Below are 12,198 nucleotides of genomic sequence, written 5' to 3'. Positions count from 1 at the left end.
TGATGATGTTTCCTCCCTTCCATTATTTCTAGCTACTATTATGTTTCGTTTGGACTTAGGGATTGATACGGTGTATTGTTTTCCAATTGGAGGTTCCATTTAGCTTACTGTCGAAAAAAGGAGAAATACTGTCCAAGTTGAGGCAAATACAACCGGAAAACCAATGAATACAAGCGAAAAGTTGCCAAATACTGTCCAAAACAACCTCAATACATGCCAATCGACATTTACCGGGAAATAATGACACATCCCCAGCCTTTTGATTCCTCACCCTTAAAGCAAAAAAAGTTCGGCAACCCTTTGGATCACCGAACCGCCAACTCTTCAAAAATCAGTTAAACACTCTATCCTTAAACTGTGCAAGCTTCTCTAAGGAAGATTTCTCTACATCAGCATGCAAGCTGTTCCCATGGGAATCCATCGTTACTACCGCAGTAAAACCTTCTACATTCAAATGCCACATTGCTTCTGGAATACCGAATTCCATCAAATCTACACCGTCGACACCCTTGATACAGTCAGCATAATATTGTGCCGCTCCACCGATTGCATTCAAGTAAACGCCACCGTGCTCTTCCAATGCCTTTAACGTTTTCGCACCCATTCCGCCCTTACCCATGACAGCGCGGATACCGAACTTCTTCATGATATCTCCTTGGTAAGGCTCCTCGCGAATACTTGTCGTTGGGCCGGCAGCTTTTACATGCCAGTTTCCTGCATCATCTTTCAGCATAACCGGACCACAGTGATAAATGATTTGGCCGTCTAAATCAACCGGCGCATCATTATCGCTTAAGTGTTTATGAATCGCGTCACGGCCTGTGTACATTCTGCCGTTGATGCGAACCACGTCGCCCACTTTTAAAGAACGGATTTTCTCTTCTGTAATCGGTGCTTCCAAAACAATTTCACTCGCTTCAGAAGTTGCTGCGACTTCTTCCTGATCTGCCAACTCTTTAAAGAAGTCAATCATTTCTCCTTCTTGATACAACCACTCGTTAATCTCACCGGTTTCCGGACTTATTTTCACACCTAAACGGCGGTATGCCCAACAGTTGTAAGCAACAGAGACGAAGAAACTTGCCGGAATACGGTGTGCAACACCAACCTTACAGCCAAGCAATGTTGTTTCGCCACCAAAGCCCATTGTTCCGATACCAAGTTTATTTGCATTTTCCATCACATACTCTTCAAGTTCTTTTAACTCTGGTACTGTGTTCTCATCATCAAGACTGCGGAAAAGCTGTTCTTTCGCAAGCTCATAACCAGAAGTACGGTCGCCACCGATTCCAACCCCAATGACGCCTGCACTACAGCCCTGTCCTTGAGCCTGGTACACAGAATGCATGACACATTTACGGATTCCATCAAGGTCACGGCCCGCACGGCCAAGTCCTTCAAGCTCACATGGCAAGCTATATTGAATATTCTTGTTCTCACAGCCGCCCCCTTTTAAAATAAGGCGAGCATCAATGTAATCTTTATCCCACTGTTCAAATTTGATGACAGGTACTCCATCGCCCAGGTTGTCCCCGCTGTTTGCACCAGTTAAAGAATCCACTGAATTCGGGCGCAGTTTTCCATCCTTTGTGGCCTGAACAATTGCTTCTTTAATTACCTTTTTTATTTCCAGTTGGTTTACGCCAACTGGTGTCTTTATTTTAAAAGTAGGCAGTCCTGTGTCTTGGCAAATTGGAGACACCTTTTCGTCTGCCATCGTAATATTATTGGTAATTGTAGCAAGTGACATTGCTGCACGTGTGCCGGCACTTTCGCTAAGCTTTGCTTTAGCAATCGCACGTCGTACATCTTTAGGCAGTTTTGTAGAGGTTTCTACGATCAAGTCATACATGCTCTCATATAATTTATTCATCTTTAACTCCCTCTCCTATCCCCAGTTGAAAAGTTATCTACGTTTCTTTTTTACATCCTTCATTATACTTGTTCTAATTAGAAGGATAAAGCACTTTGTAACCGATTCCACTAAAACACTAATGCTAGTTGGATTTTTGTGGTAAAGTGAAAAATAGAGACACTAGAGATGGGAGAAACATACATGGCACAGATAACACTTTTAAAAGCAAAACTAGAAGATGCAGAGCAATTGACTTCATTAATGAAAAAAACTTTTGATGAGGAAGCTCGAACGTGGCTTGGTAGGGTTGATTCACATATCGTGGACTATAATATCCAACCGCCAGGCTACGATTCCTTGCACACAACTCGTTACATGATAGAAGAGCACACATACTATAAAATAATGGAGGACGGGCAACTTGTTGGTGGCATTATCTTGACGTTTACCGGTAGCCGCTTTGGTCGGGTTGATCGTATTTTCATCGCTCCTTTATATCAAGGACGGGGATTCGGTTCTGAAGTGATCAGATTAGTGGAAACAGCACATCCAACTGTGACGACTTGGGAATTAGAAACTTCCCCAAGGCAAAAGGGCAACCTTCATTTTTATGAAAAAATGGGCTATAAACGCACCTTTGAAACGGAGGATGAGGTGTGTTACATCAAAAGGTTTCGTGGTAATGAAATCGCTGTGGAGAATGAATTTGAATCCTGCAATTTGGAAGGTGCGACTTTTTATCAGACAAATTTAGCAAACAGCGCTTTCGGTAATAGCACTTTAGCAGGGGCACATTTCAGCAATATAAATCTAAGCAGCTCTAAGTTTCAGAACATCAATTTTCGAGATACGTTGATTGCTGACTTGAATTTTTCTGGGAGCAGGGTGAAGCATGTGGAAATGAGTGGTGTGGAGTTTCGCGATATCACTATTGAAAATGCTCCAGTTAGCTTTGAACGCTGTGAATTAATGGGTACGAGGTTTAACCATTGTAAGATGGGCAATGTGGAAATTAGTGATTGCGACATTTCTGGGATGAAAATTGATGGGGTGTCAGTGGAGGAGTTGTTAGAGGTTTATAGGATGGTTAAAAAGTAAGGTTTATTCCATTCTGCATTTCTCGAGGAATGCAAGTCGAGTAATTCGATGAAGACACTTTTGTAAGTTTTTTAAGTCCCAAAGTGTCTTCATGCCTCCTATGATGACATTTCTGTAAAAACTTTTTAGCCCAAAAGTGTCTTCATACACCTTATGATGACCTTTCCGCTTTCTTTTTGGTATTCAAAGTGTCTTCATAACCGCAATTAACTCTTCTTTCCATATATTCTCACAAAAAATGGCCTCCATAACTTGTACGAAGACCATCACACACACTAACCTTCAAAAGGGCTTTATCTCTCCATAGAAAAGTCCCATCCCTCTTACCAATCCTTCTTAAACTGATTATATTTCCCTTCCAAATCATCCAGCATCTGAATCAGACGGTCAATGTCCTCCACATCGGTTGATTCCGGATCTAAGGAATCCACGACCTCTAAAAACATATTCAATCTATTTTTCAAGTAATCGACTTGGGAATCTTTGTTGTCTGTTGCTTTACCCATTATAAATCGCACCTTTCTGTTATTCCTGTAAGTTTTTCTTTATACTACCGCACTAAATCTCTTCCGGCAACCTTGGCATGAAATTTCCGGTCTGTAATCCTATGAATCGTGATACAATGAAGGGTAAGGTTTTTTAATAAAGGAGTTTACGATGAAGACAACCATACTACCACCAATCACCCCTTCCTATGATCCATGGGAAGCTTATTTAGATGTAAAAGAATACGGCCAGATGGAACTGACGAACGTAGAGTTTACCACAACCACACTTTGCAATATGCGTTGTGAGCATTGTGCCGTCGGTTACACGTTACAACCAAAGGACCCTAAAGCTTTGCCGATAGAATTGCTTATTCAACGCCTGGAAGAAATCCCACGACTTCGTTCAATCAGCATCACTGGCGGTGAGCCTATGATGAGCATGAAGTCGGTGAACGAGTACGTTGTGCCGCTATTAAAGTATGCGCATGAACGCGGTGTGCGTACACAGATCAATTCGAACTTAACGTTAGATTTAGCCAGATACGAGAAAATCATTCCTTACCTGGATGTGTTACATATTTCTCATAACTGGGGTACGATGGATGACTTTGTGGAAGGCGGATTTGCGATGATGGACCGCAAACCGACGTATGAGCAGAGGGCAAAGTATTTCGAGCGGATGATTGAAAATTCAAAGGCGTTAACTGCTGCTGGGGTTATTGTATCTGCTGAAACGATGCTAAACAAACGTACGCTTCCTCATATTGAACATATTCATAAGCAAATCGTCGAGGAGATGAACTGCCAAAGGCACGAGGTACACCCTATGTATCCTAGCGATTTCGCTAGTGGTATGGAAGTTCTGACACTTGATGAGATGCGTGATGCGATTCATCGACTACTTGATATGCGTGATGAAAATACGTGGATGCTGTTTGGCACGCTGCCGTTCTATCCTTGCAGTGATAATCCGGATGATCGCGAATTATTAAAACGTGTATATGAGGCAAAGAACGTGACGGTTCGAAATGACCCGGACGGTCGCTCTCGTTTGAATGTGAATATTTTTAACGGAGATATCATTGTCACAGATTTTGGCGATACGCCTCCTCTTGGAAACATTCAAACAACAGACTTGCCAACGGCTTATGAGAAATGGAAAGAGACCTCCATTGCAAAAGAATTAGACTGCCATTGTCCGGCTGTTGCCTGTCTTGGACCTAACATATTAGTGAAGAATGCGTACTATCCTACAACGGATTTCACTGTGCGCCAAACGAAATTGACCAAATAAACAAAAGCCTGGGACACCTAATCCCAGGCTTTCTTTTAGTGTGAAACTCACGTGGTTGGCACTCTTGATTTAAGTCTTTTGCCTTTTACCCCGCAATAAAACCCTAAACTAATCAATACAATCCCCATCAAGCTGGAACCCAAAATTAACGCTCCGTCCCATCCGCGCGAGCTTCCTGCCAATTGCCATGCTTGATATGGTATAAACAATAATAGAAAAATAATCCCTATACCCCAAAGCAGTAAGACCGCATGATGCTTATCTTCGTTTTCTATATAAGATGGCTTTTGCCTCAATTCGACTGTGACCATTGTCCGAACAACAACTAACAAAACAGACAAACTTAAGACCAATAATACCAGGTGCATCATCGTGTTGATGACCTCCTTTTTATTCTCACTTTTTAAGACGCTTGAAGGCGGAAAAAGTTTCGGTCTGCGGCTGCTTTTCGTTCGACAAGGTAGTGGAAGTTCTGTAACCTTCTATTACCCAGCTTATAAAAGAATCGAAACTGGTAAAATCATCACAACTTTCAACAAGAAAACACCAGCCCTTAGAATTAGGCTGGTGTAAGGCACAAGAACTATCTCGGGCGATCGGACGCTGCAAAAATGAAACTCACATGGTCCTGAACCGGAATCCACGCCCCGATTCCTTGCGAAGTCACGTTTTTCACAACAATCTTCATTTCTTTCCCTTTTAATACAAGGTAGACCTCCCCGTACGTAATTTTCCCTTTCTCACTAACAGCAGGGGAGTACGCATACAGGTAGCCTAATTTTTTCACAGGTATATTATACACCTGATCCTTTTTCGTCCCTGCGCCAACAATGGTTTGGAAGGATAAAGGCAGCTTTGTTTTAGACATCGCTTTTAACATCATCATTTCTTTCACATCGTCAGCAGCCTCCACTTTAGAAGTCAAGCCGCCTTTGACACTTTTTTGTGCTTCCTGACGATAGTGAAGCTGTTGTGGGACTTTTCCACCACGGTTATCTGTGTAATTAGTGTTGATTTTTTGGTATTCCCAGTTTACGCTCGTTTCTGTAGATTCGTAAGAAAGCGGCCATTGTCCAAGGTAGATGGTGGCACGATAGCCTATTGCTACTGGTGAAGGAGATATGTTCGACTCATTTAGTATCTTGATTAGCTTAGGGTTTTCAATTTTCACATTAGAAGAGTCAATCAGTTCTTGAGATAGCTCACTTGGCTGCAGGTAAGGTACGTCCTGAGACGGGTTTGGATACGTGTTGTCTTTAGAAATGTCTAAAACAGAATTTGGTACCTCCAGTTTTTTATTAGCGGCTTTCACCTTTGTCTCTTCAGCTTGAACACTGCTCAATGTGAAACCAAATGCAATAAAGACTGCCAACATAATTTGAAGTATGCGCATGATGTGAATTACTCCTTTCATTCGTCTTGAAATCTATGTACTGTTATCTTTTTCGAAGCGATTTAAGATTATCCATGAAAGGTGAAACTTTTTACCAAATTAAAAAACACGAAAGCTAATCTCAGCTCTCGTGTCGTAATTTTTTATATAGGTTTTCCAAACGCGGGTAGAAAATCTGAATTAATGGTCCGATCCCAAATGTGATGATAAAGGTCCCGATCCCGATCGGCCCATTGAAAATTAGAGCAAAAATAAGGGCAAACACTTCCCCGATCGTTTTTGCTGTCATCATCTTCACCTTGAATCGATTCTGAATCCCAAGCATCAAGTTGTCAATTGGAATAACCGGGAACTTTGCTTGCAGGTATGCAGATATTCCCACTGCCATGATGACCATTCCAGCCAAAAGGACAACAAAACGTAAAACCATCCCCACTGGAATCCATGTGCCAAAGACCTGCATCAACCAAAAATCGATAAACACTCCGACAAGGAAAATCGTAATGACCGCCAGATAATCCGGTTTGCTTTTATGTAACCAAGCGTTGATGGCAATCAGGATGATCCCGACAATAAACACCCAGCTTCCCACTGTCAGTCCAAATGTAGTGGAAAGTCCTACATTAAGTGCATCCCACGCTCCGGCCCCCAAATCCGATTTTATCGTTAAACTGATCCCGAAGGATAAGACAAAAAGGCCAATTAAATAATATAATGTCCGTATTACCAATCTGATAACTCCTCTACAATTTACTGTCACTTGTCCTACTTTATCATTGTAAGCGTGAATCATCAAAATATGAGAAATAAAAAAAGATTAAATAAATCAGAATATTTATAACATTTAATTTATATACTAGAAATACCTTAAAACGAAGGAGGGAAATAAAGCGCAGTCACCTTAGAGTGAAGGAGTGATTTACACCTACACAGTGCACATATAAAGCTTTTTATTCCTTAGTTCAAAGCTTTAACCCCTTGGTACTTAGATGTGATGAGTTAGCCCTACATGCTTTGGGACTCTGTGCAGCCTACCGCACAGAGTCTTTTTATATAACTTCGAAAGTTCGTGCCAAAATCATCTGAGTTCGTGCGAAAAACTAGCAAGTTCGTGCCAAAATGGGCCAAGTTCATGCCAAAACAACCCGAGTTCGTTCCCAAACCCTCATTCACCATAAAAAAGGTACAGCCCTACCCCCTCTTTCCACATTTACCATTATAATATCCCCGCCCACTCCTTTTTATCGTAAAAACCTGACGACAACAGTGTTTAAAAATTCATCAAATATGCCACATTAACGGAGAGTACTTTTTAAATGAAAGGTGTAGAGGCTAACGATGAATTCTGACTTAAAAAACAAAATCAATTCGATGTTCAGCAACCATAAAATTGGAACACTTGCTACCATTAGAGGCGACCGTCCATATTCCCGCTTTATGTTATTTTTCAATGAAGATTTAACCTTGTATTGTGCAACAAATGAGCATACCCACAAAATTGAAGATATAAAAGCAAACCCACATGTACATATCCTTTTAGGGATGGAGGATACAAGTTGGAAGGAACCTTACGCAGAAATAGAGGCAGAAGCAAGCTTTGAGGATAATGCGGAACTGAAAAAGAAATTCTGGGATGCAAAATTATCGGAATGGATTAAAAGTCCAGACGATCCGGAATATTTGCTTTTAAAATTGACTCCTTCTGTTATTCGCTATTTTGAGAAGGCCGGCAGTGAAGCGGAAGTGTTGGAACAGTAGTAGAAGCCTTCTTATACTTATGGTAAGTTAAGTATAACGACTAGAAAGCGGCCCTTCCTCACAGGCCGCTTTTTTTATAGGAGGTGTCACTTTGCTACGAACATCGCTTGCCAAAAAAATCATACGAGAAGTGAAGAATTTTATAGAAGAAGATTTAATTATGGTGGATACATCCGGTATCATCATCGCAAGTACAGACCCTGATAGACTCGGTAATTTTCATGAAGGGGCGTATCTTGCAGCTGCGGATAAACAAATGCGTGTGATATCTAAACAAGATGAAACGACTCTATCGGGTGTAAAAGCCGGTATCACCCTTCCCCTTTTCCATCAGCAAAAGGTTGTGGGGGTAATCGGTATTACTGGAACACCAGAAAAAGTGCTTCCTTACGGGGAATTGATCAAGAAAATGACAGAGCTACTGATCCAAGAAAATCACTATCAGGATCAGTTTGAATGGGAAGCAAGGTCGCTTGAGACGTTTGTGTTTGATTGGTTATTGAAGGATGGACCATCCGCATCGATCCAAAAACGTGCGGAAGTACTAGGTGTAAACATGGAAGTGAGCCGACAAGTTATCTTAATTGAGTTTCAGAGTGAGGAAGCGCTCATGAAAACAAAAAGATGGCGTTTTTCCGAATTGGATATGGAACTGAAGAAGGAAGATATTCTTGTGCAATGGGGACAGAACAGAATGATATTACTCCTGGCAATCTATAAAGGCTTGGGTAGGGAACCTCTCCTTACGTTGCTGAGAAATTTTCAATCCCAACTTCAAAGCTATATCGGTGCACCTGTTTTTATGGGAATTGGAAAAGCAGGCAACTTCTCTTCGTTAAAAGAGTCCTATTTGGAGGCTGAACGAGCACTGAATGCCTCTTCTATGGATGAACCAATTACATTTGAAGAAGACCTTCGCCTTGAAATGATTCTGCAAGCAATCCCTGTTGAGGTAAAAAAAGAGTTTGCTCAACGTCTTCTATCTCCCGTCATATCAGAGAAGGAATTATTTGAGACGATTCAGATCTATTTTACCCACCACCTATCCTTGAAAGAGACGGCCAAAGCCATGCACATTCATATAAATACATTACATTACCGCTTGCGTAAAGTGGAAATGTTGACTGGCTTAGAACTGAAAAAACCACATGATTTGACTACTCTTTATCTGGCCTGCATCCTTTTGGATGATTCTACAAATAATCACTAGTAGACCAGCAACTACTTTAGATAAATATACATAGAGTTCCTCCCTTCCTTTTTATAAAATAGAGATAAGATGTTTTATAGACTGGGAGGTTTTTTTATGATAAGTGAACGTTTAAAAAAGCAATTTATCAGTATAGTCGGACCGGAAAATTACCGGGATAGCAAGGCAGAAAAGCTTGTCTATTCTTATGATGCCACACCAAACTATCAATCTATGCCGGATGCTATCATTGTTCCCAGTAACACAGATGAAGTCTCTCAAATCGTCAAACTTTGCAATGAGTATGGCATTCCGCTCGTCCCTAGAGGCTCTGGCACCAACCTCTGTGCAGGGACATGTCCCACAGAAGGCGGTATCGTCCTCCTTTTCACCAACATGAACAAACTCCTTGAGTTGGATGAAGAGAACTTAACAGTCACCGTTCAACCTGGTCTTATCACCCTTGACATGATTCAAGCTGTAGAAGCGAAAGGTTTATTTTATCCGCCAGATCCAAGCTCCATGAAAATATCTACAATTGGCGGCAACATTAATGAAAATTCAGGTGGATTGCGCGGATTGAAATACGGAGTAACGCGGGACTATGTTCTTGCACTAGAAGCCGTTATGCCGAATGGGGATATCATACGGACGGGCGGCAAACTAGCCAAGGATGTGGCCGGTTATGATTTGACTAGGCTGTTCGTCGGTTCAGAAGGGACGCTTTGCATCATCACAGAAGCAACGTTGAAGCTTGTGCCCATGCCTGAAACAAAACAAACGATGCTTGCCCATTATCAAGATATCGAGGCCGCAGCCAAAACGGTTTCCACCATCATTTCCAATAAAATCATTCCTGCTACACTTGAATTTTTAGATCAGCCAACCCTTGAGGTAGTAGAGGATTTCGCTAAAATTGGTCTCCCAACAGATGTGCAGGCAGTACTTCTCATCGAACAAGACGGCCCTCGTGAAGTGGTCGCAAGGGATATGCAAAAAATACAGGAGATTTGTCTAGCAGAAAAGGCTGTTTCCGTTCAGCTCGCACAATCTGAATTGGAAGCGGAAGCATTACGGACCGCCCGCCGATCCGCTTTATCTGCACTGGCAAGACTGAAGCCGACAACCATACTTGAGGACGCAACAGTCCCGCGCTCGGAAATTGCCACGATGGTTAAAGCTATCAATGAGATTGCTGTTAAGCACCAAGTAAAAATCTGTACATTCGGTCATGCAGGGGATGGCAATCTTCACCCTACAGTAGCCACAGACGCTCGGGACCACGAAGAAATGGAACGGGTCGAAGCGGCATTCGAAGACATTTTTGCTAAGGCTATCGATCTTGGCGGAACCATCACTGGAGAACACGGTGTCGGAATGATGAAAGCTCCTTACCTGGAGTGGAAGTTAGGCGCAGAAGGTATAGCGGCCATGAAGGCCATTAAATTGGCTTTCGATCCGAACAACATCATGAATCCCGGTAAAGTTTTTGCAAAGGAATCCAGAAAACGGGTGGTGGTGTCACGATGACCTCGGTTAAAGAAAAACAAGTCATTCAAAACGAATTCAAAAGTCGCATGGATGAAGATGAGCTGCTGAACTGTATGCGTTGCGGCTTTTGTCTTCCTTCCTGTCCGACCTATATAGAGTCAGGTTTCAAAGAATCCCACTCCCCACGTGGACGAATCGCTTTGATGAAAGCCGTAGTAGATGGCATCATCGAACCAGACGAAGACGTGGAACGCACCCTTGACCTTTGCTTAGGCTGCAGAGCTTGTGAGCCTGTTTGTCCTTCGGGTGTAAAATATGGCCACCTGCTCGAGGAAGCGCGCGACATCATCAATCAAAATAAAAAGCACTCGCTTCCGGTAAGGGTACTGAGGAAGACTGCGTTTGACGGGCTATTCCCTCATCAAAGTCGCATGCGTGTTTTAACAAACTTTCTGGGAATCTATCAGCGATCAGGACTTCAAAAGGCCGTTCATCACTCTGGATTACTAAGGTTGTTACCGGATAGTATGGCAAGCATGGAGCGTGTTCTGCCAAAAGTTCCTACTATGAAGGAAATGAAAAATCGCCCTTCTCACCTACCAGCGCTTCAAGCACAGAAAAAACGGGTAGCATTCTTTTCCGGTTGCCTGATGGATACCATGTTCCTTAAGACAAACGATGCCACTATGAAACTGCTTCAACATGCAGGTTGTGAAATTGTCATACCAAAGCAGCAGAATTGCTGTGGAGCGCTTCACGGTCATAGCGGGGAAAAGGATAAAGGCAAGGAGCTTGCAAAGCAGAATATAGCAGCGTTTGAAGACTTGGAAGTGGATTATATCATCACCAACGCAGGTGGATGCGGAGCCTTTCTTGTGGACTACGACCATCTGTTGAAAGATGATCCCAAGTGGTTTATGAGGGCGGTCGCTTTTAAAAAGAAAATCAAGGATATGTCCGCTATTTTGGTAGAATTGAAGTTTCACGAGAAAGATTTGTCGGTGCGACCGCAACGGGTTACTTATCAAGACTCCTGCCACCTTCGCAATGTGCAGGGCACCTTTCTTCAGCCAAGAATGTTATTGCAGGCAGTGGCTGGTGCAGACTTCTATGAGATGAAAGATGCCGACCGTTGCTGCGGCTCGGCGGGAATCTACAACATCGTTGAGTCCGAAATGTCGATGCAGATACTGGACCATAAAATGGAGAAAGTAGCTGAGAGTATGGCAACCACCATTGTGACTGCAAATCCGGGATGCTTGTTGCAGATGAAGCTTGGGATTGAAAGAGAAGGGTTGACCGGGGTGCTGAGGGCCGTTCATATTGCTGATTTTTTATTAGAGGGGTTGGAGGGTCGATTGGAAGGGAACAAATAGTTTGGAAGAGGTAGATTTCCCTTTGGATTTCACGGTGTAGTGGATTTCATGACTAAGATGACCAAACTTTAGGGAACGTGGAGGTTCTGGCATTGGAGAGGTTCAAGACCTCCTCCTTTTAGTTTTTACGTTAGAGATGTCTTCATAACACCGATGAAGACTTCTCTTTTCGATTTTCACAGTCATAGATGTTTTCATAACTCGGATGAAGACTTCTCTTTTCGATTTTCACAGTCAGAGATGTCTTCATAACTCG

The 12,198-nt window shown here is 42.5% G+C and carries 11 protein-coding genes; 6 read left to right on the top strand and 5 right to left on the bottom strand.

Annotation, left to right across the window (positions count from 1 at the left end):
* Positions 1–331: 331 nt before the first annotated feature.
* Positions 332–1,873 (bottom strand): fumarate hydratase, encoded by a 1,542-nt coding sequence (locus tag LC091_RS16635; protein ID WP_226683152.1) that lies wholly within the window; start codon positions 1,871–1,873, stop codon positions 332–334.
* Positions 1,874–2,056: 183 nt separating this feature from the next.
* Here LC091_RS16635 and LC091_RS16630 point away from each other — a divergent pair, with 183 nt between their 5' ends.
* Positions 2,057–2,953, top strand: coding sequence for a GNAT family N-acetyltransferase (locus tag LC091_RS16630; RefSeq protein WP_226683151.1), 897 nt, complete (start codon positions 2,057–2,059; stop codon positions 2,951–2,953).
* 323 nt (positions 2,954–3,276) lie between these two features.
* On the opposite strand, the gene LC091_RS16625 is transcribed toward LC091_RS16630, so the two are convergent.
* A complete protein-coding gene (locus LC091_RS16625; RefSeq protein ID WP_148988634.1) occupies positions 3,277–3,459 on the bottom strand; it encodes an SE1561 family protein in 183 nt (60 codons plus the stop codon).
* Positions 3,460–3,610: 151 nt separating this feature from the next.
* On the opposite strand from LC091_RS16625, the gene yfkAB reads away from it, so the two are divergent.
* On the top strand, positions 3,611–4,735 hold the full coding sequence (yfkAB, locus tag LC091_RS16620) for a radical SAM/CxCxxxxC motif protein YfkAB (RefSeq protein WP_226683150.1): 1,125 nt from the start codon (positions 3,611–3,613) through the stop codon (positions 4,733–4,735).
* 47 nt (positions 4,736–4,782) lie between these two features.
* Here the strand turns inward: yfkAB and LC091_RS16615 are convergent, their stop codons facing one another.
* The 3 genes from LC091_RS16615 to LC091_RS16605 form a co-directional block, all read right to left on the bottom strand.
* On the bottom strand, positions 4,783–5,106 hold the full coding sequence (locus LC091_RS16615; RefSeq protein ID WP_226683149.1) for a hypothetical protein: 324 nt from the start codon (positions 5,104–5,106) through the stop codon (positions 4,783–4,785).
* 212 nt (positions 5,107–5,318) lie between these two features.
* Positions 5,319–6,128, bottom strand: a complete 810-nt coding sequence (locus LC091_RS16610; RefSeq protein WP_226683148.1) for a YfkD famly protein — start codon at positions 6,126–6,128, stop codon at positions 5,319–5,321.
* Between the two features lie 121 nt (positions 6,129–6,249).
* Positions 6,250–6,858, bottom strand: coding sequence for a YczE/YyaS/YitT family protein (locus LC091_RS16605; protein ID WP_226683147.1), 609 nt, complete (start codon positions 6,856–6,858; stop codon positions 6,250–6,252).
* 608 nt (positions 6,859–7,466) lie between these two features.
* On the opposite strand from LC091_RS16605, the gene LC091_RS16600 reads away from it, so the two are divergent.
* The 4 genes from LC091_RS16600 (at position 7,467) to LC091_RS16585 (ending at position 11,942) form a co-directional block, all read left to right on the top strand.
* Positions 7,467–7,886, top strand: coding sequence for a pyridoxamine 5'-phosphate oxidase family protein (locus LC091_RS16600; RefSeq protein WP_226683146.1), 420 nt, complete (start codon positions 7,467–7,469; stop codon positions 7,884–7,886).
* A gap of 91 nt (positions 7,887–7,977) precedes the next feature.
* Positions 7,978–9,096 (top strand): CdaR family transcriptional regulator, encoded by a 1,119-nt coding sequence (locus LC091_RS16595; RefSeq protein WP_226683145.1) that lies wholly within the window; start codon positions 7,978–7,980, stop codon positions 9,094–9,096.
* A 96-nt stretch (positions 9,097–9,192) separates the two neighbouring features.
* Entirely contained in the window at positions 9,193–10,605 is a 1,413-nt protein-coding gene (gene glcD, locus LC091_RS16590; RefSeq protein ID WP_226683144.1) for a glycolate oxidase subunit GlcD, read from the top strand.
* Positions 10,602–11,942 carry a (Fe-S)-binding protein gene (locus LC091_RS16585; RefSeq protein ID WP_226683143.1) on the top strand — a complete coding sequence of 447 codons (1,341 nt, stop codon included), beginning with the start codon at positions 10,602–10,604 and terminating at the stop codon, positions 11,940–11,942. The genes glcD and LC091_RS16585 overlap by 4 nt, the downstream gene beginning before the upstream one ends.
* The last annotated feature ends 256 nt before the right edge of the window (positions 11,943–12,198 follow it).

Source organism: Sutcliffiella horikoshii (assembly GCF_020524325.1).
GTDB classification, from domain to species: Bacteria; Bacillota; Bacilli; order Bacillales; family Bacillaceae_I; genus Sutcliffiella_A; species Sutcliffiella_A horikoshii_D.
Note: the sequence above shows the minus strand (reverse complement) of the source record. Positions and strands in the feature narration are given on the sequence as shown.

Bases quoted from the DNA above. Each gene is read 5' to 3' on its own strand.
- LC091_RS16635 (WP_226683152.1), bottom strand. From the start codon at position 1,873: ATGAATAAATTATATGAGAGCATGTATGACTTGATCGTAGAAACCTCT.
- LC091_RS16630 (WP_226683151.1), top strand. From the start codon at position 2,057: ATGGCACAGATAACACTTTTAAAAGCAAAACTAGAAGATGCAGAGCAA.
- LC091_RS16625 (WP_148988634.1), bottom strand. From the start codon at position 3,459: ATGGGTAAAGCAACAGACAACAAAGATTCCCAAGTCGATTACTTGAAA.
- yfkAB (WP_226683150.1), top strand. From the start codon at position 3,611: ATGAAGACAACCATACTACCACCAATCACCCCTTCCTATGATCCATGG.
- LC091_RS16615 (WP_226683149.1), bottom strand. From the start codon at position 5,106: ATGATGCACCTGGTATTATTGGTCTTAAGTTTGTCTGTTTTGTTAGTT.
- LC091_RS16610 (WP_226683148.1), bottom strand. From the start codon at position 6,128: ATGCGCATACTTCAAATTATGTTGGCAGTCTTTATTGCATTTGGTTTC.
- LC091_RS16600 (WP_226683146.1), top strand. From the start codon at position 7,467: ATGAATTCTGACTTAAAAAACAAAATCAATTCGATGTTCAGCAACCAT.
- glcD (WP_226683144.1), top strand. From the start codon at position 9,193: ATGATAAGTGAACGTTTAAAAAAGCAATTTATCAGTATAGTCGGACCG.
- LC091_RS16585 (WP_226683143.1), top strand. From the start codon at position 10,602: ATGACCTCGGTTAAAGAAAAACAAGTCATTCAAAACGAATTCAAAAGT.